17 protein-coding genes are annotated in these 25885 nt (G+C 39.2%); 4 read left to right on the plus strand and 13 right to left on the minus strand.

The annotated features are described in order from the left end of the window. The coding region (locus tag V9G42_00130) for a hypothetical protein (protein MEI2757816.1) at window positions 1-1287 on the minus strand (1287 nt) is incomplete at its 3' end. A 58-nt stretch (window positions 1288-1345) separates the two neighbouring features. Between V9G42_00130 and V9G42_00135 the strand changes: the two genes are divergently transcribed. Next, window positions 1346-2893, plus strand: coding sequence for an IS1182 family transposase (locus V9G42_00135; protein ID MEI2757817.1), 1548 nt, complete (start codon window positions 1346-1348; stop codon window positions 2891-2893). A gap of 179 nt (window positions 2894-3072) precedes the next feature. On the opposite strand, the gene V9G42_00140 is transcribed toward V9G42_00135, so the two are convergent. From V9G42_00140 to V9G42_00160, 5 genes are all read right to left on the minus strand, one after another. Beyond that, window positions 3073-4650 (minus strand): T9SS type A sorting domain-containing protein, encoded by a 1578-nt coding sequence (locus tag V9G42_00140; GenBank protein ID MEI2757818.1) that lies wholly within the window; start codon window positions 4648-4650, stop codon window positions 3073-3075. Window positions 4651-4857: 207 nt separating this feature from the next. Beyond that, window positions 4858-6402, minus strand: coding sequence for a T9SS type A sorting domain-containing protein (locus tag V9G42_00145; protein ID MEI2757819.1), 1545 nt, complete (start codon window positions 6400-6402; stop codon window positions 4858-4860). 209 nt (window positions 6403-6611) lie between these two features. Beyond that, window positions 6612-8162: a T9SS type A sorting domain-containing protein gene (locus V9G42_00150; GenBank protein ID MEI2757820.1), complete on the minus strand. Its 1551-nt coding sequence runs from the start codon at window positions 8160-8162 to the stop codon at window positions 6612-6614. Between the two features lie 58 nt (window positions 8163-8220). Beyond that, window positions 8221-11295, minus strand: a complete 3075-nt coding sequence (locus tag V9G42_00155; GenBank protein MEI2757821.1) for a T9SS type A sorting domain-containing protein — start codon at window positions 11293-11295, stop codon at window positions 8221-8223. Between the two features lie 47 nt (window positions 11296-11342). Then, window positions 11343-11876, minus strand: coding sequence for a hypothetical protein (locus V9G42_00160; GenBank protein ID MEI2757822.1), 534 nt, complete (start codon window positions 11874-11876; stop codon window positions 11343-11345). 408 nt (window positions 11877-12284) lie between these two features. Between V9G42_00160 and V9G42_00165 the strand changes: the two genes are divergently transcribed. Further along, a complete protein-coding gene (locus tag V9G42_00165) occupies window positions 12285-12836 on the plus strand; it encodes a transposase (GenBank protein ID MEI2757823.1) in 552 nt (183 codons plus the stop codon). Here the strand turns inward: V9G42_00165 and V9G42_00170 are convergent. The 3 genes from V9G42_00170 to V9G42_00180 all read right to left on the minus strand — a co-directional run bounded on the left by V9G42_00170 (window position 12811) and on the right by V9G42_00180 (window position 18270). Continuing rightward, window positions 12811-13146, minus strand: a complete 336-nt coding sequence (locus V9G42_00170; GenBank protein MEI2757824.1) for a T9SS type A sorting domain-containing protein — start codon at window positions 13144-13146, stop codon at window positions 12811-12813. The two genes, V9G42_00165 and V9G42_00170, sit on opposite strands and share 26 nt — an antisense overlap. A gap of 37 nt (window positions 13147-13183) precedes the next feature. Next, complete coding sequence (locus V9G42_00175) at window positions 13184-14722, minus strand: T9SS type A sorting domain-containing protein (GenBank protein MEI2757825.1); 1539 nt, start codon at window positions 14720-14722, stop codon at window positions 13184-13186. Between the two features lie 68 nt (window positions 14723-14790). Next, window positions 14791-18270: a T9SS type A sorting domain-containing protein gene (locus V9G42_00180; GenBank protein ID MEI2757826.1), complete on the minus strand. Its 3480-nt coding sequence runs from the start codon at window positions 18268-18270 to the stop codon at window positions 14791-14793. 264 nt (window positions 18271-18534) lie between these two features. Here V9G42_00180 and V9G42_00185 point away from each other — a divergent pair, with 264 nt between their 5' ends. Further along, entirely contained in the window at window positions 18535-18906 is a 372-nt protein-coding gene (locus V9G42_00185) for a helix-turn-helix transcriptional regulator (GenBank protein ID MEI2757827.1), read from the plus strand. Between the two features lie 211 nt (window positions 18907-19117). On the opposite strand, the gene V9G42_00190 is transcribed toward V9G42_00185, so the two are convergent. The 4 genes from V9G42_00190 to accC form a co-directional block, all read right to left on the minus strand. After that, window positions 19118-19948: a 5'-nucleotidase, lipoprotein e(P4) family gene (locus V9G42_00190; GenBank protein MEI2757828.1), complete on the minus strand. Its 831-nt coding sequence runs from the start codon at window positions 19946-19948 to the stop codon at window positions 19118-19120. 75 nt (window positions 19949-20023) lie between these two features. Beyond that, window positions 20024-21493, minus strand: a complete 1470-nt coding sequence (gene guaB, locus V9G42_00195) for an IMP dehydrogenase (GenBank protein ID MEI2757829.1) — start codon at window positions 21491-21493, stop codon at window positions 20024-20026. Window positions 21494-21555: 62 nt separating this feature from the next. After that, window positions 21556-22203 carry a DUF4294 domain-containing protein gene (locus tag V9G42_00200; protein MEI2757830.1) on the minus strand — a complete coding sequence of 216 codons (648 nt, stop codon included), beginning with the start codon at window positions 22201-22203 and terminating at the stop codon, window positions 21556-21558. A gap of 20 nt (window positions 22204-22223) precedes the next feature. Further along, a complete protein-coding gene (gene accC / locus V9G42_00205) occupies window positions 22224-23705 on the minus strand; it encodes an acetyl-CoA carboxylase biotin carboxylase subunit (GenBank protein MEI2757831.1) in 1482 nt (493 codons plus the stop codon). Between the two features lie 179 nt (window positions 23706-23884). Between accC and pckA the strand changes: the two genes are divergently transcribed. Beyond that, on the plus strand, window positions 23885-25501 hold the full coding sequence (gene pckA / locus V9G42_00210; GenBank protein MEI2757832.1) for a phosphoenolpyruvate carboxykinase (ATP): 1617 nt from the start codon (window positions 23885-23887) through the stop codon (window positions 25499-25501). Window positions 25502-25885: the final 384 nt, after the last annotated feature.

The following is a 25885-nucleotide window of genomic DNA, read 5'->3' on the forward strand; positions in this document are numbered from 1 at the left end:
TACTTTTATACTCCCCTCTCCCAATGGAGAGGGGTCGGGGGTGAGGTTTGTAAGCGTATCACACACACTTCCTGCTAACGCTCCCAAATCATACTTGGGGTTATTAGGCAAACCTAAATATGTACGTTTACCGCCTAAGTAAAAACTGAAGGGCTGAAAGTTACAGGTAGCTCCTAAACTATTAGGCTCATTAATTACTCCCAAATTCATGTTTATGTAATTATACATGGTGTCTGCATAAGGATAGCTGTTTGCAGTGAGACTTTTGTAGGCACGACTAAAATATATTTTACCATCAGGAGCAAGTTTTAATCCTCCTCCGGCATATTTAGGATAATTAATAGCCCATATTGTATCTTTGCTTGTAGCAATATTTGCAACATTCAAATCATATTGATATAATAATGTTGAAGTATCGCTTGCAGTAATATAAAGCTTACTTTCATCAGGCGAAAAGGCAACACTCCACAATGCCGGTGAGGGCGATACTAATACTCCGGTTTGTATGTGATGTTGTAATGTTAACTGCCCTGTACATTTGTCAAAATTCAAAATTTCTATCAGTCCGTTATAACTGGTTACAGCAACTTTATTTCCCGAATGTGAAAATGCAATATCAGCATTGTTAGAATAGATAGGACCACCTACATTTTGCTGAGTGTAATTACTTATGCCGGATGGGGTTATTAAATAAGTTAAAAACTCATTGGAAGGATTAAACTGTGGGTCGCGCCTGAATATTACCCACCAGTCTCTCCCATTGCCATGCTTTACAGCATTCAAACAATCCACCATAGGAAAGCTTTGCAATTGAACGTTTTTAACAGTTACATCACCCAATCCATTATTTAGTTTCATATCAATAATGCTGTAATAAATACCATAAAATGAGGTTACTCCCAGTGAAAACAAATAATATGTGCTGTCATTTATGGGATTAGGAACAATTATTAATTCATTATACCATCCTTCTCCTGCGATTGCATCACCATTTGACATTAGACTATTTTGTGAATCATAAACTAAGGTGCTATAAGTTCCCGATGCTGCCCTTGTATTGGCGTAAAATAATAAATTTCCTGAAACATCAGCAATAGACACACAACTGCCTCTGGTTCTTAATCCGGTAGCAATTGGTACAGGGTTAGATGGTATATTAAAATCAATCCCTGCTGAATCTCCAAAACACCAAACAGAATTCTTGTTTTGTGAAAAGCAAAAAAAAGAGGCTGTCTCAAAAGTAGGCAGCCTCTTTTGATTTTTTAGAAAATCAAAGGTTATTAACAAAAAAAGAATAGTTATCCAAAAGGGAAAGAAGGAAAGGTGATGCAACTAAATTTGTTGCATGAGCAAAACCAATATAGTATTCAAACCATATCAGTTTAATCCGCAAATGTTGTTGCCACCGAGTTTTGATGAACTCATTGATAAGAATCATCCGGTGCGTGTAGTACAACAAATCATCAGCGAAATTAAAATAGATGGGCTGATTGATCAGTATAAAGGAGGTGGTACAAGTTCATATCATCCACGTATGCTATTAAGCGCCATTGTGTTCGCTTATTTAAGCAATACGTACAGCAGTCGTAAAATAGAAGCGGCCCTGAAAGAGAACATCCATTACATGTGGCTAACGGGTATGAGTACACCGGATCATAATACGATTAACCGTTTTCGCAGTTCGAAATTAAAAAATGAGATTAAAGAAATATTTGCCCAGGTGGTAACCCTGTTGGTAAAGGAAGAACTGGTTAGTATAGAAGAAGTTTATACCGATGGCACCAAGATAGAAGCCAATGCCAACAAATACACCTTTGTGTGGGGCAAAGCCATCAAAACGCAAAAGGAAAAAATAGCAAAACAGTTAGAAGCGTTGTGGAACTACAGCCAGCAAGTTGCCGTAGAAGAATTAAAAGATACCGAACCGATTGATTTTAAGAACATCGATGCAGCAAAAGTAAAAGCTGTGGCAGCGCAGATTGATGAGGCATTGAAAAACAAACAGGTTGAAAAAAAAACTCTTGACCAAATCAAAAAAGCAAAAACCGATTTTGTAAAGCGCATGGAAAAGTATGAGCAACAAGAGGCCATACTGGGTAATCGAAACAGTTACAGCAAAACCGATCCGGATGCAACTTTTATGCGTATGAAGGAAGACCACATGCGTAACGGACAACTTAAAGCCGGATATAATTTACAAGCCAGTTCATGTCCCGGTAAAAAAATATTTTGTGTGAACTACAGCTTGCATCAAAAACCAACCGACACCACTACTCTCATTCCGCACATCAATCAATATCAACAACTTTACGGTAGTTATCCAAAGAGCATCACAGCAGATGCCGGATACGGGTCGCACGAAAACTATCAGTTCCTGCAAAACAACAGCATTGAGGGCTATGTTAAATACAACACCTTTGATAAAGAACAAAAGCGCAAAGCCACCTATAAGAAAGGATTTAAGAGTGATGAACTTTATTACAATAAGGAGCAAGATTGCTACTACTGCCCAATGGGTCAACGCATGCAATACATCAGTACTTCAACACGCACAACCGAAAATGGATATACACAACAGGTAAAAAAATACCAGACGCAAAACTGCAACGGATGCCCGTTAAGAAGCGTATGTCATCAATCAAAAAACAACAGAACAATCGAAGTCAATCAGCAACTGATCCAACTGAAAAATAAAGCCAATGAAAATTTGAAAAGTGAACAAGGCATCGCCCATCGAAAAAAAAGATGCTACACCATAGAGCCTGTGTTTGCTTGCCTCAAGCAAAACAAAAATTTTAAACGGTTCATGCTGCGATCTATTCCTAAAGTAGAGATAGAGGCCGGATTGTGCCTGATCGGATTTAATCTCAAACAAAAAGCACTCTTGAACTGAAAAAAATCAAAAAAAGGATGTCATAATCATTAAAAACATCTCCTAATGCACCATAACGTCCTTCAGGAATAAAAATAAAACTTGATTTCTTTTTAATCATCTGCCTCTATAAAGCAGTATATAAAAAAAGGCTGCCTCAATTTATTGTTTTGAGACAGCCTCTTAGTAAACATTTTAAATTATTTAATAACCACAAACCGCTTTTTAAAGTATTCGCCTGTTTCATTCTTTATTCTAATATTATACACTCCGTCAGAAAGCGAAGATACATCTATTACACCACTGCTGCTATTATTTTGCTTTTTCAATAATAACCTGCCGTAAAGGTCATAAACCTGCATTTCGTTTTTGCCTTCAGGCATTCCGCTAGCATACAATGTACTGTTGGCGGGGTTGGGATATAACCTCCCTCCCTCCCAATAGCTATCGGGATTCTCCAAAGGAGAGGGAGCAACACCTGTGATTGTATCACACACACTTCCTGTTAACGCTCCCAAATCATAATCGGGATTATTGGGTAAACCTAAATATGTACGTTTACCGCCTAAGTAAAAACTGAAGGGCTGAAAATCACATGCCGTACCTAAACTATCAGGCTGGTTTATTACTGACAAGTTCATGTTGTACATATTATAAACAGTATCCTGATATGGGTAAGGTGTTTGAAAGCCATTAAAATACCAATTGGAAAGATAAATTTTGTTATCAGGCGCTAATTTTAATTCTCCTCCGGCTTCTAATGGATAACTTAATGAATAAATAGTATCCTTGCTTGCAGCAATATTTGGTGAATTCAAATCATATTGAAAAAGGTAAGTTGGTGTTTCGTTTGTGGAAACATATAATTTACTTGCATCGGGAGAAAATGCACAACTCCAAAAATATTTTGCAGGAGGAATAGTGGGTTCAGGCTCAATAATAATTGGATTACTCAATAAACCATTACATCTATCAAAATTGAAAAGTTCTAGCAATCCCATAAGATTTGAGAACACTACTTTATCTCCCAATTGTGAAAAACAAATTTGTCCATTGTTTGTATGATTTTGTGAACCTATGGATTGAACGGAAAAATTTTGAATACCGTAAGGAGTTATTAAGTAAGTGTACCAATCATTGTTTGAACTGCCTACAGAAAAATCACTTTTCCTAAATATTACCCACCAGTCTCTGCCGTTGGCATGTTTGCAGGCTGTTATGCGTCCAAGTATTAACGTATCGTTTATAATATTTATATTTTTTGCATTGGGAAGCACACCCCCCCTCCCGCTGTCAAGCGAGGCATCTATTATGCTGTACGTTAAATGAAAAGGTTGTGCATCATTAAACTGACTATTATAAATAAACTCTTCAGCGCTTTCAGAAATCACATAATAAAACCGCGAGGTATCACTGAAAGGTAAAAATAATGCTGCTTGCGAAAAGCCTAAGCCTCCCGGGTAATAAGACAGTGTATAATAGCCCGGGTTAAAGTTTTGGCTGTTGAGCAAGGTATCGTTATCTTTATTGGCAATATATTGCCCGTTGGTATAAAACAGCAGGTTGCCTGTCGTATCGCATATTGAAGCATGGGTAATAAAAAACGGCATTTCACGATAATATCGTACCGTATCGGGCTGCCCATTTGAGAAATCAAAATAAAAATAATCAGGATTAGGAAAAGATCTGTATCCCATGGGCCAGATGTTATCACGTTTCTGACTATGGACAGTCGTTGACAGCAAACCGAATAATAATATGAATACCGCTTTTTTCATTTAACGCTATATAAAAATAAGAAAGGGCTGCTCTGTATGCAACCCTTTCTTGTTTTTTATTTCACAATTATCAGCTTCCCGTTCTTAATTACTTTTCCATTGCCTTTTATGCAGTAAAAATAACTGCCCTGAGCCGCTTCTATTGCAAGCGTTGTTACCAGCGCATCGGGAAGAAAGCCCCTCCAACCTCCCCGAATGGGGAGGCTCTTAATGTATGACAACAAGTTTTTTCTGTGTAACATAATTTCCTGATGTAATGATACATTGATAAACTCCATTGCTCAACTTAGGCAATGAAATAAATTGGAGTGTACTCCATTGAGGCAAGTTTTGAGAATACACGGCTCTGCCGTTTATATCAAAAATTTCCAATTTTCCACTTGTATTTTGCGGCAACTCATAACTCACAATAAAATTACCATTATTAGGATTAGGCATTACCCTTACTCCCCCTTTAGGGGGCTGGGGGGTATAGGTGAGGTTTGTAAGTGTATCACACGCACTACCCACTAACCTCCCTAAACGGTAATTAGGTAAGTTAGGAACGGTAGTATTACCAATATTATTATGCGGTAATCCATAACTGTGCTGGTTAAAATTACATGATGCTCCTAAGCTGTCAGGATATTCTATTACATGAAGACTGCGGTTACCTCCCCAAGTGCTTAAATATATTTTTCCATCAGGTCCAAGTTGGTTGATAAAAAAATAAGTTTGAAACGGATCCACAAAGCTATCATACACTGCAACCAATATTCCCGAACTGTCAATATTGGCGGCATAAGTATCGTACTGATAGCCGCGCATGTAGGTATTGGCATATAAAAACCTGCTGTTTGGCGAAAAACTGCAACCCAATGCCCAGTTATAACCGGGGTTTATGGGAATATTTACCGTTTGCGCATTGCTGAACATACCCGTGCAACGGTCAAAATCCAGCACTTCCATTATACGGCTCGGACCTACCGTTGCATACTTGCTTCCGTCAGGCGAAAAACACGCCATGCCGGCAATATCAAAATCATCATAACCGAATGGCGTTAAAATTTTTGCAGGAAACAAAGAGCCTATCTGTTGTGTGTAGGGTCCGTAAACACCGCTTTCAGTAAACAGCAACTTGTAATATACATCGGAATAATATTTATGCACCACCACCCACCAGTCTCTGCCATTGGCATGTTTGCAGGCTGTTATGCGTCCAAGCAGTAACGTATCGTTTATAATATTTATATTTTTTGCATTGGGAAGCCCCCCCCCCCGCCCGCTGTCAAGCGTGGCGTCTATTATGCTGTACGTTAAATAAAATGGCTGGGCATCTAAAACAGAATCTTTATTAATAAACTCTTCAGCGCTTTCAGAAACCACATAATAAAACTGCGAGGTATCACTGAAAGGTAAAAACAATGCCGCCTGTGAAAACCCTAAACCAACTGGAGAGTAATACTGTGTATAATATCCCGGGTTAAAATTCTGGCTGTTTAACAAGGTATCACCATCAGCATTGGCTATCCATTCACCATTGGTATAAAAAAGTAAATTACCTGCTGTGTCGCAAATGCTGGCATTAGTAATATACATGGGCATTTTACGGTATTGGACAACCGTATCAGGATTGCCGTTTGTAAAATCCATATAATAGTAATTGCTATAAGGAATAAAAGCAGCATAAATACCCATCATCCATATATTATCTCTGTGTTGACTATGAGCCGACATAGAAATAATACTGAGTATGATTGCAATTTTTTTCATTATCCTTTCCAAACAAAAATAAAAAAGGGCTGCTCTGTTTGCAACCCTTTCTTGTTTTTTATTTCACAATTACCAACTTCCCGTTCTTAATTATTTTTCCATTGCCTTTTATGCAGTAAAAATAACTGCCCGGTGATACTTCCAATGAAATGTTTGTTACCAGCGCATCGGGAAGAAAGCCCCTCCAACCTCCCCGAAGGGGGAGGCTCTTAATGTATGACAACAAGTTTTTTCTGTGTAACATAATTTCCTGATGTGATGATACATTGATAAACTCCATTTGAAATTTTCGGAATGGAAATATTTTGCAACGTACTCCATTGAGGCAAGTTTTGGGAATACACGGCTCTGCCGTTTATATCAAAAATTTCTAACTTGCCTTTTGTATTTTGCGGCAACTCATAACTTACAATAAAATTACCTGCATTAGGATTAGGCATTACCCTTACTCCCTCCCGATAGCTATCGGGATTCTCCAAAGGAGAGGGAGCTATGCCTGTAAGCGTATCGCACGCACTACCAACCAACCTCCCTAAGCGGTAATTAGGTAAATTAGGAACACTATTATTACCTATAGATTGCGGTAATATATAACTGTGCTGATTAAAATTACATGATACTCCTAAGCTGTCAGGATATTCTATTACATGAAGGCTACGGTTACCTCCCCAAGTGCTTAAATATATTTTCCCATCAGGTCCAAGCTGGTTGATAAAAAAATAAGTTTGAAACGGATCAACAAAGCTATCATATACAGCAACCAATATTCCTGAACTGTCGATGTTTGCAGCATAGGTATCATACTGATAGCCGCGCTGATAGGTATTGGCATATAAAAACCTGCTGTTTGGCGAAAAACTGCAACCCAATGCCCAGTTATAACCGGGGTTTATGGGAATATTTACCGTTTGCGCATTGCTGAACATACCTGTGCAACGGTCAAAATCCAGCACTTCCATTATACGGCTCGGACCCACCGTTGCATATTTGCTGCCGTCAGGCGAAAAACACGCCATGCCGGCAATATCAAAATCATCATAACCGAATGGCGTTAAAATTTTTGCAGGAAACAAAGAGCCTATCTGCTGCGTGTAGGGTCCGTAAACACCGTTTTCGGTAAACAGCAGCTTGTAATATATATCGGAATAGTATTTATGCACCACCACCCACCAGTCTCTGCCGTTGGCATGTTTGCAGGCTGTTATGCGTCCAAGCAGTAACGTATCGTTTATAATATTTATGTTTTTTGCATTAGGAAGCCCCCCCCCCCGTCCGCTGTCAAGCGAGGCGTCTATTATGCTGTACGTTAAATAAAACGGTTGTGCATCATACGCAGAGTCTTTATTAATAAATAGTTCAGCGCTTTCAGAAACCACATAATAAAGCCGCGAGGTATCACTGAAAGGTAAAAACAATGCCGCCTGTGAAAACCCTAAACCAACTGGAGAGTAATACTGTGTATAATATCCCGGGTTAAAATTCTGGCTGTTTAACAAGGTATCGCCATCAGCATTGGCTATCCATTCACCATTGGTATAAAAAAGTAAATTACCTGCTGTGTCGCAAATGCTGGCATTAGTAATAAAAAAGGACATTTTACGATAGTGTCTAATTGTATCGGGAAAACCATTAGAAAAATCAAGATAATAATAATTAGAAGAAGGTTGATTATTAAATCCTAACATCCATATATTATCTTGCTTTTGCGCATGGCATACGGATATAAAAAAACACAGGATAAAAACGATATTTTTTTTCATTATTAAAATTATATTTAAAAAATCAAAGGCTGCCATATATGGCAGCCTTTGATTTTCTTTACTTCATAATTATAATCTTTCCGTTCTTAATTACTTTTCCATTACCTTTTATGCAGTAAAAATAACTGCCATGAGCCGCTTCTATTGCAAGCGTTGTTACCAGCGCATCGTCAGCCAATGGTTTACGGCTTATCAGCCTTCCGGCTATGTCCGTAATTTCTATCCACCCGTTTTCCGCTTTTTCGCTTAGCGTAACATTAAATGTTCCCGTGTTCGGGTTAGGATACACGCCTGCACTTCGCTTTTTGTCGGGTTGCTTCGCTTCCGCTTCTGCATTGCCGCCCATGCGCGCGCTTATGCCACCGGGGCATAGGGCAGTTTCGTCATAATAACGGTACTCCTCAATGGCATTATACAATGCCCTTGCCTGCGCCACAGCAAGCCCGCCTGTGTATAAGCACTGGTTAGCTATGCTGGCAAGGGCGGTAGAGTCGTCAGCATTGAGCAGCTCACTGCCATAAACCAGCAGCTTAAACAGCACTTTGTTAACATTTCTCTGGTTAATGCTGTAAGCGTCTGTCGTATTTAGCGCAGAGGTAAGCGCACCTGCTTCAGTTAATTTATCCAGCAGCGTTGATTTATTTGCAAGCACTGCGGTGTCGGCAAGCTCTGTCATTTTTTGATTTAACGCAAACAATGCGCCAATGTTATCGAAATTGCAGGCTGTGTAAAAGCTGTCTATTACCGCGCTGCTGTCAAGATAATTAATATTATTGCTCAAAAACTCATACAGGCTGTATTTCCTGTACACCACAGTGTTTTTCAATGCATCGTCATCAGGGAGCGTATCGCTGCATATAGCTTCCATATAAGCTATGGAGCCGATATTTATTAACGGTGAGCTCACACAGCTTGCAGGCTGATATGGCGGATCTGCGAATTGTGGTGAAAAAGGACCTCCGTTTGAAGAGCCATTAACAGCAGAAGTATAGCATTTAATGCAATCACCTGTATTGGGGTCATTCACATTGGTGGACATATTAATGTTATTAATAACAATTGCCGATGTATTAAACCGGAATGTGCCGCCAAAAATTGTCGGGCTACCATCATAGGCTATAAAAACACTGTTGCCTGTTCCGTTATATTCATTTCCGGGTGCTTCGCTACCAATGCCATACTGGTCGCCCACCACTCCGTTGGCAACGCTAAATTCATCACCGGCAACAATTCCCAAGTTCATGTATCCTAAAATGTTGGCTAATATAGAACTATTATCGCAATTCTGAATGAATAAAAGTCCTTTTTGCACATATTTTAACTCATTTTGGCTTACGGTAATGTCGCTGCTGTTAACGGCTCTAAGTCCTATTCTGCCTTTCAGCAACTCATCATCGCCATTAAATGAGCCGTTAATAACATTGCAACTGACAACAGCATTGCTGCAACCCGTAATATCCACGGCAGGCATTTCCTTAACAAAACTATAAGGCTGCTCCATGTGAACGGAGTTTCCCGTAATGGTTAGGTTTGGCTCATTAAGGGCTAAAATTCCATACGTGCCTTGGCTGTAAATGTAATTATCGGTTATGGAAATATTGTTGGTTGCAACCTGGTTGCTCACCACGCTTATTCCTGATGTGTAATACATATAATCAGCAGGCGTTTTAATGCTCATGTTATTTTTGTCAATGCTGATGGCGGTATTGCCAATGCAGTTATTAATCACTATTCCGTTTTGCACGGTACCAATGCTATTGTGAGCGCAACTTATGGAAGCGCCTGAAATATAAGAAAACTCTACCGCAGCCTGCTCTATGTTGCTTAATGTATTATTTTCAAAATCAGCCTGTGTGCCAACAGATGAAAATCCGTTTCGCATATTTTCAAATACATTATGCGTAATGCTTCTTGTGCCTGTCGGAACTGGCGTATAGATGTATGAATTAAGAACCAACCCGTAACCTGAAGCAACCATAGGCACAGGTCTTGCTTCCTGATACATATCCATTGAGTAAGTATAGGCATTAGCCGTTCTTGCATACAGCAATGGTCTGGATACGGAAATCATGTCCTTAAAGATGTTATAATCTATATTAAAGCTTACCGGGTTGCCAAGCACAATGCCATATTCGGCATCGGCAAAAATATTGGCATCAGATGCTGATGTTCCTATGGTAAGATTTTCCGGAGCATTGAGCACAATGTGGCTGTAGCTCACATTATCATCAAACGGAGCGGGAAGAAGAAGATGCCTGTCCTTGCACCGGAAGGTGCAGTTTGTAATGGTCATGGTTGAGTAATCGGTTACCGCTTCGCCATTTTCCCTAATGCTGATGGCATTGTGGTCAAAGGTTGAGTTTGATACGCTTATTGCAGGGGCTGTTGCCGGGTCGCCATCAATTTTTATGGCGTTAAACGCATCTTCAATTACGGAATTGTCAACTGTCAGCACAGATGTTTCGTCTTCAAGCACTATGCCGTCCCATAAGCTGCTGCAAGCCATCAGGTGAGAGTTATCAATAGTTAACGATCCGCTGGCAGGCACAGTAATTTTTACATTGGGGGAGCAAATAACGGTTTTGCCTGTAAAGTCAAACGGCACGGTGGGGTCAAGCGTTAAATTTACAGTTAACTCTATAATTTGATCGGTTATTGATGTAGTGCCATCGGCTACATCGGCAACATTACCGCTGTTTATGGTAAAAACAGAAGGAGAGCATAAAGCAGTTGCAATGGAAGAACAGAAATCGGGCTGCGGCTGCAAAGCAAGGTTTTTGTCTTCGGCAATAACTATCTGGTCAACATCAATGCTTCCGGATGTTGATGCAATTTGCAGAGCATAGGTATGTGCATTTGATAATCCTGAAAGCATAAGCGGTTGCATGGTTCCGGCTTTAAAACGGAACCATAACCAATCACCCGTATTGTTAACACATGAAAAAGATTGTGATGAACCGGGTGTGCCGTCCGTTATCAAAGTGGCAGCTAAGCTGCCGTTGCTGCCGGATGTCATACGCGCTTTTATTCCGCAGGCATCATAAAATTCATTGCCTGCTTGTTTGTCCGCTGGCGCACACCCCGTTCCCTGATTTTCCAAATCGTCCGTAGGGGGCTTAGCACACACAAACATATAATCATTTGTGTAATGAATGAACAAACAAGACCTGCTTTTTTCATTTACTCATTATATCTGCATTCAAAATAACTGCATTTGATATGAATATTATCATTTGGTCCTGCCGTATAAGTTCCTTGAAAGTTACCATAAATTTTTTTATTGATAGTATCAATATGTAATTTTAAGAAATTATTAATAGAATCCTGCTCATAGATATAATATGTAAAATTCGGCTGATCAGGAAAGTTGGCACAACATAATTCACTATATTCAGTAGTAGCAGTGACTTTGTTATAATAACTATGAAGAGGAATACTGTCAGAAAAAATTAAGTTTGGAGGAACTCCAATGCCAAGTTCGTACTTTAGATTATTTTCTTTATAGTAACTGAAGCTAATACCTAAAGAGAAAACAGAGTTCAGAGATGCTTTGGTGCAATGCATTATAGCTGTATCTTCAATCTGAACCAAGCTGTTATATTTGCATTTTTCCGGAACAAATCCTTTATCTTTTTTACATCCTGAAATTAATATAAGACCTGCAAAAATCAGGCTAATGCTGCACAATAAATGATACGATTTTAATTTTTTCATCTGTAAAAATTTTAATGATATAATATCCGTCAGCAAAGCTGTTAACATTTATCAGGATTGAATTTTCCCCCGCAGGGAGTGATATATTCTTTTTTTCCAACACCTTTGCGCCTAATGGATTAAGGATTTGCCACGAAGCTAATGAATTTTCCGCCTTATAAACGGTTAATGTTAACATATTATTAGCCGGATTGGGCTTGAGTGAAATAAATTCTTCCGGTTGTTTACTTCCATTATCGGGTTCATTTGCCGATAATCTTGGAGGTACAATGCAAGGTCGTATCGGAATGCAGGTGTGCCCGTAAACGGTTGCTGCAGTTGCATCTGTAATGGCGCATTTAAAATCCCTACTGGCGCAAGTCTTCAGACTTGTGCCATCCTGTCATTAAAAATTGCACATTTGCAACCATGAGTTCCAAGTATAAGTTTCACACTCCTGATGCCATATATTTTGTTACTTTTTCGGTTATAAACTGGATTGATGTTTTTACAAGAAACGGTTATAAAGATATTTTAATTGACAGTATAAAACATTGCCAAAAAGAAAAAGGCTTAGTGGTTCATGCTTGGGTTATTATGACCAATCATGTACACATGATTATTTCTAAAAACGGAACATGTGTGCTGCCTGATATAATGCGCGACCTTAAAAAATTTACAGCCTATAAAATTACAGGGGCAATTATGGAAAATTCTCAGGAAAGCAGGCGCGAATGGATGTTTAATCTTTTTAAACGGGCTGGTGAAAGAAATTCCAACAATACAAACTGGCAGTTTTGGCAACAGGATAATCATCCTGTTGAATTAACTGATGCAAGAATGCAAGAACAAAAATTAAATTACATACATGAAAATCCTGTGCGGGCAGGATTTGTTTATAACCCTGAAGACTATGTGTACAGTAGCGCAACGGATTATTGCGGCAGCAAAGGGCTTATTGACTTAGTGCTGCTTGAATGATAGTAGGGCACAAGTCTGAAGACTTGCGCCAGTGGGGGCTTACATCAAGTTGCATTTCATTTTGACTGGTGGTAGCTTTTTGCTCATATACTTTTCTGCCCTGCATGTCGGTTATGGTTATGGTTGCTACATCGGTTTCATTTATTAAATCAAAGGTTGCCATTACATTATTTTTTGCCGGATTGGGGGCTAAGTTAAAATTAATGAGCTCTGTACCTAATTCTGTTTCATAGACACCGTAACCATACCGGCCGTTGCCTGTGTCAATAGGTGTTTCTATATATTCCTCGTTAAAAACAAATGATTTCACCTGTCAGGGGGCGAAGGGGCCGACCTTACAGGTGAGGTTATTGTTTCACCACCTTAACTCGTGCTGCATTATATCCATCAATCACCAACACAGCAAGGTAGGTGCCCGCTATATAGTTGGTTAAACTTAGCTGCACAGTGTTTTCACCAACTTGTAGTGGTTGTTCTAAAAGTTGTTTGCCACGCATATCAAACAAAATAATGCTTGCACCTTTTTTACCTGCGCCTGTGTGGTTAGTTTGCGGTACGGTGGTTGTAAAAGCACAATAGGTTGTTGTTGGATTAGGGAAAGCACTTAGCGTTGAATTTTTAAATATGGTTTCTTCCTCTATGCCTGTTACCAACAAGCCCAAGCTATCTGTTTTTACCAACCACAAGCTGCTTGTGTTGCCTACACCAGGCGTAAAGTTGCAACAGTATGTTTCTCCACACATAATGTAACCGCCATCAGCACAGGGTTCAATATCCCAAAAAGCCGCATAGTCAGATGGGTTACCATAAAAACGTGCCCAAACCGAATCGCCATTCGCATCTAATTTTAAAAGTATGCCTTGCATAAGTCCACCGCCTGTTACAAGCCCATTGCCTCCGCACATTAAGTAACCACCATCTGGTGTTTGCAAAACGCCAGTAGGCCCACCATCTTTAAAAAGTCCAAAAGATTTATCCCAAAAAATTACTCCTGTTGCATCTGTCTTAATAAAGCGATATTGGTAAATATTGTTAATACCCGTTGGGTTATATGATGTCCAAACGTAATTACTATCAGTTGTTGCAATTAAATTGGCTCCAAAACTTCTAATCATCCCCGAAAAATTGAAGACTGTTTGTTGAAAATTCCCTATTGAGTCAACCTTAAATAGTATTGGAACACCTTGATACTGTTGATTAAAAACCGAACCTGAGCATAAAAATCCATGATCTGTTGTTTCTATCATATTCCATATTGTACTTGTTAAATATAGATTACTATAACTTTTATACCACAATAAATTTCCAACACTATCAACCTTACATAAAAATGCACGCACATCTACGGTGTAATAAGAAGTTAACCATCCGCCAATTAAATAGCCGCCATCACTGGTTGGAATAATTTGGTTAGGTCTAAAGGATGTATCGTTTGGGTGGCTAATGGCTTTTGTCCATAAGGTGTCTAAGTTGTAATTTAGCTTTACTAAAAAAAGATCAAGATCGTAATAGTTAGTAGCTCCATAGCTTTGGGTTAATCCTGCAGCTAATAAGTTGTTATCATCCGTTTTTACAATTGATTTAAACTGGTCGTCTGAATTTGGACCCAAAAGCAATGTATCAAAATTATCCCAAGGAACAAACTGCTTTGAAATAAGCGTATCGCCATAAATATTAATCTTAACTGCTATTCCATTATAATTATCACCATCAGGCAACAAGCTATCATTCGATCCAACTATTATATAAGTTGAGTCAGTTAAATTAACTATTGACCATCCTGCTGTCCATGTACCAAATTCATAATGCCTGTCAAAGAGAATGAACTGCGCCATGACGTTAGTCCATAAAGCACAAAGAAGAAAGGTGGCTAAAAAATGTTTCATACTATAATTCCGTTAGTATTTAAAAAAGCAACCACACTTACTGATAAGCGTGGTTGCTTTAAGTTTATTTACAACTTACTAAATCGTTTGATGCTATGTGTTACTTTATTTACCATTAGCTGCACAGTGTATATACCCTTAGACAACGTGGCTACATCAATTGTTGCCTGCTCACTGTTTTCAGGTATATTTAACTGCTTAACCAATCTGCCTGTATAATCGGTTAACATTAGCTCAGCCCCCATTGGTATTGCCTGCCCAAAGCTAATAGTTAAATCATCTTTTGCAGGGTTGGGTTGCAGGGTTTGTATAAAAGCATCACGGTCAACCCACTCATTGGTATTTGCCATTCTTGCAACTGCAGTGTCAATTATTTCGGGTAAAAACTCACTGCCATAAACTAATGCCAACAAAGCCTGCGCCTGCACAGAAACGCGGTTTTGCCTTTCGGCAATTTCCTGTATATTATCATGGGTTTGATTGTCCATATCAAAGGGTGATGTGTTATTAATTTGCCAATCAATAAGTAAGGTATTGAGATAAATAAAATCTAAGCATTCTGCATCTGTGCACCCCTGCATTTCATCAATTAGCGCTTGTGCTTCGGTAAGCGAGCCATTGTCCATATATATGGCCAACAATCTTTCACGAGCAGCATGGTCACCTCTTTCTTCAAGGTAGGTAATGGCAGTTTCCATCTGATTGTTGTCAAGATACCAAGTTATTAGTCTGCTTATCATCATTTCTCTTATAGCTTCATTGGCTTCATTATCTATTTGTACTATGGCTGCTTGAGGGTCATAGGGTCCGGTGGGTTCTAAATGAGTGCCATCACAGGCATCAACTGGCCTTGTATGTGATGTATTAAGTACATTGACGGTATTAGTAGATGCCAATGGCCGTCCCAATGGGTCTGAGCTAATAGAATAATGATAATAGCCAAAATTAAAACCGCCATTGGGGTTGGCTACACTGTAAACATCAACCCTTGTAAGTGGTGCTTTATCAAACTGATTGCTTACTGGAGCGTAAGGATCCGAAAAGCTATTATGCCCTTGATCAGCCAAAGAACCAAAAATGGCCCATGCTGCACTATACTGTCCTAATGCCTGGTGGTTAAAAAACCTGTTGCAACGTATATAAAGGTTTCTGTTATCCTGAAAAGTTTGTATGCCTCGCCAGCAACCTGAAAAATCATTTCCCGTGCCATTTCCATTACTTTCAATACTACCGCCCATGGCGCCTGAGTTGTAAACAGTAATACCTGCTTTGCAACTGTAAAACCTGTTGTCGGTAATTATAAAGCCTCCAGCACTCATTAATCGTATGCCCTCGAAGTTAGCGCTTTGTGAACCGGTATTAAATAGTGTATTAAAATTGTTGTTGGTAATCTGGTCATACATTCCGCCATCAATTTGCATGGCTGTAAAAAAACTTTTAAAGTTATTGTTTGCAAACTTATGTTGCGATACAAATGCGGGATCAATTTTTCTTGAATAAATGCCATGTATACAATTTGTAAAATTAGCATTGCTCAAATCATAATTTGCATCTTCGGTATAAATGCATCGGTCGGCATTGTTAAAATTATTGGTGCCAAGAAACGTTACGTTTTTTAATCCCCACATGGTTATAAACCGGTAGGGACGCACAGGTGGTACAGGCAAAGTATTTAGTGGATAAAGCATGTTGCCATTGGTTGCATTAAAAGTACAGTTACTAATTACACTTTCATTACCCGGTGTTAATGCAGGTTGTCCGTTAGGCATAAATTCCATGCTACGGTAATTGTTGTCAAATAAAGTGTTGTAAGCAAATATATGTCCGCCCGATCCTGTTAATACGGGTCCACCATTATATTGTTGTTGCCACAACCTAATGCCACAAATAGCAAGTGATATGCAGCTTTGTACACTATTAAAATTTTGCATCACCAATTTTCCCTGTGCGTTAATATTATTTGGTTGGCTCAGGTCTCCCCACACCTCAACGCCTTGCCACATAGTGTTACATGTAGGTGAAGCAGTAAACTTAGTACCGTTTAGTGTTAGCGTAGCACCTGGATGCACTATTACTTTCCCGTTTAAGCCAAACCTGAACTCCATATTGTTAATGGCAATGTTAGCCCCAGTTGGTATGTCTAACAAATCTTTTATATAAACCGGATTACTCGTGTTGCCAAAAGGATTGTTACCGTTTGTCCAGGTGTCAGTAGTTGGTAGCGCATTATAAGTAGATTCATCCCATGAGGCTGCATTGTTGCAACATTCAGGAATAACATTGGCAGGAGCCACATCACCATCAATTTGATCGCCCAAGATGTAGCTTACTCTTGCGGGGTCGTTGCTATAATTTGTGTTGGTAGTACCATAGGTGAGCGTACTTGCAATGTTGGTTAGGTAGCTATCGTTCCAGTTGGCTGCATTGGGCGTGTTAGGATTAGTAAGCCTTGCATAACGGTTGGCGGCAGCAGCATATAAGTTGCCATCGGATCCAATTTCTAACTGCGATTGTCTGAAGTCCGCTGCATTTAAAAGTGGCGAAGCTGCTGTGCTGAAAGCGGTAACATCTGTTCCAGTGTTTACATCAATACAATTTAGATAGGGTCTTTCTAAATGAGTATAGTAAAGATAATTTCCATCGGGTGAAAATTCTAAGCCGCGTGCGAAGTTATTTATTGAAAAATTCAGCTGCGGCAGACTATAGTCTAAAGCAGTGGTCAGCAAACCGGCAGGGTCAATATTGCCAATTAAAAGGTGTGTTGCTGATGATGAATTTGTAGCTATAAATGGGAACGCCACTTTATAGTTCCCATTATTGAGAAGTACAATTTCCATTTCGCTTAAAATTTTGCCACTACCATTATGATTTCCAAATGTGGGAGCTAAGGTCTGTGTGTTTTCTAATATTATGCCGGAAGCGGTTATTCTGTACCTGCTAAATTCCACGGTGTTGGCAGTAAAAAGAAAACGCTCTTCTGTGAGGCAGTGGAGTTTTGGCGTTATAGCAAAATGATAAGCTCCGGAGTGAAAACCCAAATAAAATTGATTGGAAATTTGTTGTACATATGGTTGCGGATTACCAGCCAAATCAACAAGAAGGGATGAGGCAATATCAAAAACGGCAAAATACATTTGAGGGTCTCCACCTATACTCAGATTAGCAGGCCTGGGATAATCAGATGCAAAAATATAAAAACGAGTAGTGCTACCCGGCACAGGTATGATGGCAAATTCAGACATACCGGTGAAGTTTGCCGGTGTAGAAGATCCGTTAACGGTCATTAGCATTTGATCCACAAATATCCCTTGTGCATCATACACTGCACCATCAACAATAAAAAAAAGTAAATTACCATTAACGTCAGAGCAGGTGTTGTGGCAGACTTGATAAGACGTAGATGCCGGCATAGGTGTAACTGACGGACTGCCACTAACGAAGTTAATAAAATTGTCGGGTTGACTCCAAATGTTGTTTTGTGCTGTAGCTGCACATGTTGTCAACAACACTACGGTTGCAGACAATAGAAAGTGTTTTAAATTTTTCATTTGTATGTGTTTTATGTTGGATAATAAATACTATAATGGGTATATGTCTTAGCGGTTAAAATTTTATTAAGAAGTATCTGTTTTCATAAGTATGTGCAATGGTTGTTTTCAATTACCAAAGAAAAAGGACAGTGCTCAAAAAACCATTTTGTAATTCGGGAGTTTTTTTCGATTTGCGGAAATCTTTTTCGTGAAACGAAAATATTTTACGATTTGCGAAAATTCTTACTGTTATATATCTTTACCACATTAACTAATCAATATATGCTACTCATAGGTCACAAACTCCGAAAAATAAGATTGCTGAAAAATGTTGATGCAAAAAGAATTTGTACTGAAATGGAAATTTCTACAGCACAGCTAAGCCGTATAGAAAATGATGAAATAAAGATTGGTGTTGAGTTGGTGCAAAAATTTGCCGATTATTTTAATATGCCTTTGCAAGATGTTCTATCTTTTGATGATAAGAACACCGTGAGTAACAACAGAAATAGTAATGTTGCTAATGGCGGCATCAATTACGGTACTATCAACGACCCTGCCGTTACAAATTCTTTATTAAAGCTAATTTTGGAAAAGGTAGAAAGCCTTGAAAACAGGGTTAAAGAGTTGGAAAGTAAATCAGCCTCTCATTGAACGAACTTTTTCATCTGGCAAGAGATTTAAGAAAGTCTTAGCAGAACAAAGAATTTCACCTATCAGGGGCGCAAAAGCGCGTGACCTTACCGGTGAGGTTATAAAAACGTATTAACCCTTCAATGTATTTTATTATTTCAAAGTCCCCTGAAATGCGGGAGACTTTGAAAGTACGGAGAAGCTAAAGGCACTAAAAACCACTGAAACAGAATTAGTAGTTTTTTAATAAGCTTTTAATGATTGAGTCTTTTTCTGCCGGTGGGCGTTTGTAGTTGTATTGATAAAAGGCTCCTTCCCAGTCGCCATAATTGGCATTGGGCAATACGATAAATTTTTTTCCAAATTCATTGGCTGCACGTTGTACATTTTCATTTCTTTCTTCTGTTGTTTTGCGGTCAAATAAATCACTAAAGTCGGCCAGATTATCGCCAATTAACAATACAATATCATAATTTTCTGCCAGTTTTTTTCTTCGTCCTTCTTTACTTGAAGATTCTGTTTTTAAAATCAGGTGATTGTTATCTGCATAAGGGAAGCCATATTTTACGATATTCCTTAGCGTCCCAGGCCGATCGCTCTCCGCTCTGTTAGAAAGATAAAAGACTTCAACATTTTTGGAGGCTGCGTATTTAAAAAAAGGCAATGCTCCGGGCATGGTATCTGCTGTGGCTTTAGCAATCCATTCGCCCCACGTTTTGGGTTCATAGTCCAGATTGTATAATGCTCTGTGAACAGAATAGGGCGAGTTATCCAAAATGGTTTCGTCTATATCGGTAATAATGGCTTTGGGTTTTGTGGAATTTGAATCGCTAAGAATCTGATCCAATCGTAATGCTGCAATGTTGTAGGCCTGAATACAAAGGGCTTTGTACTCTCCGGCATACTGCTGATAAGCGGAGGTAAAAAGTCTTCCGTCAGCAGTTAACGAATTACAACTGCCGGCAACAGATGTGTTGATTTTTTTGTGTGATGTACAGGAATAAAAAACGATAAGAACCTGGACAAAATACTTTTTCATTTCAATCAAAATTATTATAAGCATCAAATATAGAAATTCAGAGAGAATAAAAGTTGTCTGGAAGATATGGTTATTCCAAAAATTTCACCGTTGTTAATCTTATCCGGTATAGTTAGGTGCTTCTTTTACAATGGTAACTCCATGCGGGTGGCTTTCACGTACGCCACTTTGTGTAATACGGATAAACTTTGCTTTCTGTAGTTCGGAAATATTCTTTGCACCGCAATAACCCATCCCTGCCCTCAGACCTCCCACCAACTGATACACTGTTTCGGCAAGTGTTCCTTTGTATGGAACGCGTCCTACAATACCTTCAGGGACCAATTTTTTGATATCGTCTTCTGCATCCTGAAAATAACGATCTTTTGAGCCTTCGCGCATGGCTTCAATGGAGCCCATACCACGATAGGATTTAAATTTCCGTCCTTCAAAAATGATGGTCTCACCGGGAGACTCTTCAACTCCGGCAAACATGGAACCTGCCATGATGCTGAATGCCCCTGCGGCAATAGCTTTTGGAATATCACCGGTAAAACGAATTCCGCCATCTGCAATAATAGGTACTCCGGAACCTTTAATGGCTGACGCTGCATCTGCTACGGCTGTAAGTTGCGGCACCCCCACACCGGCCACCACACGTGTGGTGCATATAGAACCCGGACCAATGCCTACCTTAACACCATCAGCACCGTTCTTAACCAACAATTTGGCACCATCGGCAGTGCCTACATTGCCTACAACAACATCCAAACCCGAGAACTTTTTCTTTACTGATTTTAATGCATTGATAACACCTTTAGAATGGCCATGTGCCGTATCAATTACTATGGCATCAACACCTGCATTTACCAACGAGGCTACACGATCAAGCATATCTTCTGTAACACCAATGCCTGCTGCCACCCTCAATCGGCCTAATTTATCCTTGCATGAGTTAGGTCTTGACTTAAACTTTATAATGTCTTTATAGGTAACAAGTCCTATTAATTTACCTGTCTTATCTACTACAGGTAGTTTTTCTATTTTATACTGTCGTAAAATTACTTCTGCTTTTTGAAGAGAAACTACTCCTGTCACAGTAATCAACTGTCCTGAAGTCATGACTTCTTTGACCTTTCGGCTTTCATCGGTTTCGAACCTAAGGTCTCTGTTGGTTAAAATACCTACTAACTTTTGATTGTCATTTACTATGGGGATACCGCCAATACGTTGTTCGCGCATGATGCCCAGAGCTTCTTGAATGGTGGCATTTTGATGCAAGGTAATTGGGTCATGAATCATACCACTTTCCGACCGTTTTACTTTCCTTACTTCATTTGTTTGCTGCTCAATAGACATGTTCTTATGCAGTACACCAATGCCGCCTTCCTGAGCAATAGCTATGGCCATTGCCGATTCGGTTACCGTATCCATTGCTGCTGAAACAATGGGGACATTGAGCTTTATGTTTTTTGAGAAATATGTTGAAGTATCAACATCGCGGGGTAGTATTTCCGAGAAAGCAGGAACGAGTAAAACATCATCGTATGTTAATCCTTCCTGTAAGTTTGATTTTGTTGCAAGAGCCATGGTATTTGCTTTTGCCGGGCAAAGATACAGAATAAAAACGCTTACATGGCGTAAGTTGCAAGTTAATTTCTAACTTGTAGCTCGCCTTTTTCAATAGACTGAACTACTTTTTCTATCATTTTATCTGCTCCATCAGGGTCGTACTCCGACTTGAGGTTTGCACTGAAAATTTTGGCTATCCCCTGCCAGAAAAACGCCTGTAAGCTACCCCTGAGTTCTTTCACCAGCGTATAAGAAGTGTGCCCGGTTTCACGATCAATCAGTTTGATGAGGATTTTACCCTGTGTGTAGGTGAGGTTTTTTAGATCTTTCTCAAACTGCTCTTTCATTATTTTTTCCTGTTCCTTAATAAACTTTTTCTTCTCTTTTTCTGAAGTCATTTTTGAAACAGACTCTTCTATAAATCTTAATTCTGCCGAAGCAATTTTTGCATAAGGATAGGCCTTCAAAACATCTCTGCGTAACTTCATGTATTTACGTACATCATCAGATGCATTGGCAGGAATAAAACCGTAAATATCCACAGCATTTAAAGTGTAATAAGCTATAGTATCGCCATCATAAACAGCTGTTGATGAACCAACAGGTGTTTGTGCATTGCTGAATTGGATAAAAACTGTCAACAAGAAGCATAGCGCTACTGAAAACTTCATGACTGATGTTTTAGCAAATGCATTGCCGATTTCGCAATTCAAAATTTTCTTAATCATTTGTTTAACCAAACGTTGGTTCAGGATCTGTTGTTGCGCCAGTGCGATATAGACTTTTCTTGTTGTTGCTGCATAGCAGCAGGCTTCTTTTGTTCATGCCAGAGTTGTGCTGCCAAAGAAGCTATTTCTACTTCGTCAGCAATTGATTTTTCTAATACATCCGTTGTAAAATATTTTTTAACAAAATGAGTATCAAATTTTGCGGTAACAAAAGCTTTATGCTCCATCACAAAGCGGCAAAAAGGCAAGGTTGTTTCGCACCCTGTAATTTTATATTCATCAATGGCTCTAATCATTCTTGCAATTGCCTCATTCCTGTCACGCCCATAGGTAACCAACTTGGCAATCATCGGGTCGTAATAAATTGGAATTTCCATGCCTTGTTCATAACCGTCATCAACCCTCACGCCTACACCCCTTGGTGGAATGTATGTAGAGAGTTTACCTACACTGGGAAGGAAATTGTTTGCAGGGTCTTCGGCATAAACTCTCACCTCAACAGCATGACCGTTAATTTTTAAATCTTCTTGAGTAAAACTTAATTTATTACCAGCAGCAACATTTAGTTGTTCTTTTACTAAATCTATGCCTGTTATCATTTCTGTTACCGGATGCTCTACCTGCAAACGGGTGTTCATTTCAAGAAAGTAGAAATTGTGTTTTTCGTCCAATAAAAATTCTACTGTACCGGCACCTGAATAATTGCAAGCTCTGGCAACCATCACGGCACATTGGCCCATGGCTTCTCTTGTTTTGTCTGTAAGTATTCCTGAAGGGGCTTCTTCAATCACTTTTTGATGCCTTCTCTGAACGGAACATTCTCTTTCAAAAAGATGAACCACATTTCCATGGTTATCACCCATAACCTGTATCTCGATATGACGTGGCGAAGCAACGTACTTTTCAATAAACACACTGCCATCACCAAAGGCCGACAACGCCTCGCTCATTGCCGACTTAACGGAATCTTTAAAGTCTTTTTCATGCTCAACAATACGCATGCCCTTGCCACCGCCACCGGCACTGGCTTTTATCAATACAGGAAAACCAATTTCAATAGCTATTTGTCGGGCTTCATCAATATCGCTAATGGCATAATCAGTTCCGGGTACTAATGGCACGTTAAACTTTTTGGCAGCCTCTTTAGCACCTAATTTGCTTCCCATGGTCCGCATGGATTGTGGTGAAGGCCCAATGAAGATTAATCCTGAATCTATAATGGCTTGTGCTGCATCGGCATTCTCAGACAAAAATCCATAGCCGGGATGAACAGCTTCGGCACCGGTTTGTTTGGCCGCTTGAATTATTTTTTCAACCAGCAGATAGGATTGTGCTGATGGTGAGGCTCCTATGTGTACAGCGTCATCGGCAAAAAGGACATGTGGCGCCAAACGATCAGCATCGCTATAAACGGCTACCGTTTTAATTCCCATATCTTTTGCTGTGCGCATCACCCTGAGTGCAATCTCTCCTCTGTTGGCTATCAATATTTTCTTAAACATGCAATCTCTTTTAACATCTTAACTACAAAAGTAAAACGTTCTGTGAATCAAACCCTTTACAAAAGCTAATTTTATTTAAGCCGTCAGGTTGATAAGTTATGTATAGAAAAGCAGTAAAAGGTAATGTAGAATTTCATATTTTTTTGTTACTTTGCGGCTCATAAAAACGATGAAATATCATGAATGAATACGGATTAAAAAACCCGAATTTTTCTGTTGCTGAACTTGGTCTAAAAAACGTGTCAGCAGCCTATTGGAATCTTACCGTTGCAGAACTGGTTGAAGAAGTTGTCATCAGAGGTGAAGGTGAATTAACAGACTTTGGTGCATTGGCAGTTGATACGGGCGAATTTACAGGTCGCTCGCCAAAGGATAAATTTATTGTAGCGGATAAGGAGACTGAAAATTCTGTTTGGTGGGGAGATATCAACATAAAATTTGATAGCGATAAGTTTGATGCTCTTTATAACAGAGTTACGGCTTATTTTTCGGGCAAAGAAGTGTATGTGCGCGATTGTTATGCCTGTGCCGACCCTCGATACAGACTCAATATACGTGTCATTACGGAATCACCATATCAAAGTATTTTTGCCAACAACCTTTTTCTGCGTCCAACAGCCGATGAAATAACTTCTGTAGAAAAAGACTGGGTAATTCTTGCTGCATCTGGCTTCTATGCCGACCCGAAAATTGACGGCACACGTCAGCATAATTTTGCCATTGTTAACTTCACTAAGAAGATTATCCTTATTGGAGGTACTGGCTATACAGGCGAAATTAAGAAAGGTATTTTCTCTGTTCTGAATTATATTTTGCCGCATCATAAAAACGTGCTCAGCATGCATTGCTCTGCCAACATTGGGAAAAATAATGACACAGCTATTTTCTTTGGTTTGTCGGGCACAGGTAAAACTACACTTAGTGCCGACCCCAACAGAGGTTTAATTGGTGATGATGAACATGGCTGGAGCGACAATACAGTTTTTAATTTTGAGGGTGGATGTTATGCTAAATGTGTAAACCTGAGCAAAGAAAAAGAGCCACAGATTTATCAGGCCATCCGCTTTGGTGCATTGTTGGAAAACACTGAGTTTTATGAAGGCACAACACGTGTTGATTTTGATAATATATCCAAGACAGAAAATACAAGAGTAGCCTACCCTATTCACTTTATTGATAATGCTGTTGAACCTTCAGTGGCAGGGACACCTAAAAACATCTTCTTCTTAACTTGTGATGCTTTTGGGGTGTTACCTCCTATTTCACGCCTCACTACCGGTCAGGCTATGTATCATTTCATCAGTGGATATACGGCAAAAGTGGCAGGAACAGAAGTAGGCATTACTGAACCTACAACAACATTCTCTGCTTGTTTTGGAAAAGCATTTTTACCCTTGCATCCTACACGCTATGCCGAGTTGTTGGGCAAAAAACTGCAAGAGAATAAAGACATCCGTGTTTGGCTGGTAAATACAGGCTGGAGCGGTGGCTCTTATGGCGTAGGTGCACGAATGAAACTTTCATATACTCGTGCAATGATTACTGCAGCACTCAATGGAGAGTTGGATAATGTAAACTTCGAGACACTGCCTGTTTTTGGATTGCAGTATCCTGTTTCATGTCCGAATGTACCTTCAGAAATTCTGAATCCAAAAGCTACATGGGCAGATAAAAGTGCCTATGACAATAAAATTGCCGATCTGGCTTCTAAGTTTGTAAAGAACTTTGAACAGTATGCTGCACAAGCTAACAAAGAAATTATGGATGCTGCCCCAAGAGTTGCAGTAGTAGCGTAATTTTTTTAATTTTTTTCTCCCTCGGATTGAATTTTCCGGGGGAGTTTTTTTTTAACTTATTGAACCTTGGTTTTTGCCTAAAAAAACTTCCCATTTACCAAATATCCTATAATCATTTAGTGGTTGATACTAATTTAGAGGCATGTTATTACTATTTACATTACTCAACATTACAGCCATCGTTTTCTTTTTCTGTATTAAGGTGCGTTCAAAAAGCAACCGCCAGCATTTTCATTTTCATGTCAGCAAGTAATTTGCTGCCTTAGTTTTTAGACTGTACAGATAAGTTTATCCCCTTTTCGGAAGGATATAATTCCTTTTTGTATCATTGTTTTTTATGCTTTTATTATTAGTTAGCATATTTGACCTGTCAAAATAAAAACA

This window comes from Bacteroidia bacterium (assembly GCA_037045145.1).
In the GTDB taxonomy this organism is placed as follows: Bacteria; Bacteroidota; Bacteroidia; order AKYH767-A; family OLB10; genus OLB10.

Excerpts from the sequence above, each read along its gene's own strand:
- V9G42_00135 (MEI2757817.1), top strand. The coding sequence starts at position 1,346 with ATGAGCAAAACCAATATAGTATTCAAACCATATCAGTTTAATCCGCAA.
- V9G42_00140 (MEI2757818.1), bottom strand. The coding sequence starts at position 4,650 with ATGAAAAAAGCGGTATTCATATTATTATTCGGTTTGCTGTCAACGACT.
- V9G42_00145 (MEI2757819.1), bottom strand. The coding sequence starts at position 6,402 with ATGAAAAAAATTGCAATCATACTCAGTATTATTTCTATGTCGGCTCAT.
- V9G42_00150 (MEI2757820.1), bottom strand. The coding sequence starts at position 8,162 with ATGAAAAAAAATATCGTTTTTATCCTGTGTTTTTTTATATCCGTATGC.
- V9G42_00155 (MEI2757821.1), bottom strand. The coding sequence starts at position 11,295 with ATGTTTGTGTGTGCTAAGCCCCCTACGGACGATTTGGAAAATCAGGGA.
- V9G42_00160 (MEI2757822.1), bottom strand. The coding sequence starts at position 11,876 with ATGAAAAAATTAAAATCGTATCATTTATTGTGCAGCATTAGCCTGATT.
- V9G42_00165 (MEI2757823.1), top strand. The coding sequence starts at position 12,285 with ATGAGTTCCAAGTATAAGTTTCACACTCCTGATGCCATATATTTTGTT.
- V9G42_00175 (MEI2757825.1), bottom strand. The coding sequence starts at position 14,722 with ATGAAACATTTTTTAGCCACCTTTCTTCTTTGTGCTTTATGGACTAAC.
- V9G42_00180 (MEI2757826.1), bottom strand. The coding sequence starts at position 18,270 with ATGAAAAATTTAAAACACTTTCTATTGTCTGCAACCGTAGTGTTGTTG.
- V9G42_00185 (MEI2757827.1), top strand. The coding sequence starts at position 18,535 with ATGCTACTCATAGGTCACAAACTCCGAAAAATAAGATTGCTGAAAAAT.
- V9G42_00190 (MEI2757828.1), bottom strand. The coding sequence starts at position 19,948 with ATGCTTATAATAATTTTGATTGAAATGAAAAAGTATTTTGTCCAGGTT.
- guaB (MEI2757829.1), bottom strand. The coding sequence starts at position 21,493 with ATGGCTCTTGCAACAAAATCAAACTTACAGGAAGGATTAACATACGAT.
- V9G42_00200 (MEI2757830.1), bottom strand. The coding sequence starts at position 22,203 with ATGATTAAGAAAATTTTGAATTGCGAAATCGGCAATGCATTTGCTAAA.
- accC (MEI2757831.1), bottom strand. The coding sequence starts at position 23,705 with ATGTTTAAGAAAATATTGATAGCCAACAGAGGAGAGATTGCACTCAGG.
- pckA (MEI2757832.1), top strand. The coding sequence starts at position 23,885 with ATGAATGAATACGGATTAAAAAACCCGAATTTTTCTGTTGCTGAACTT.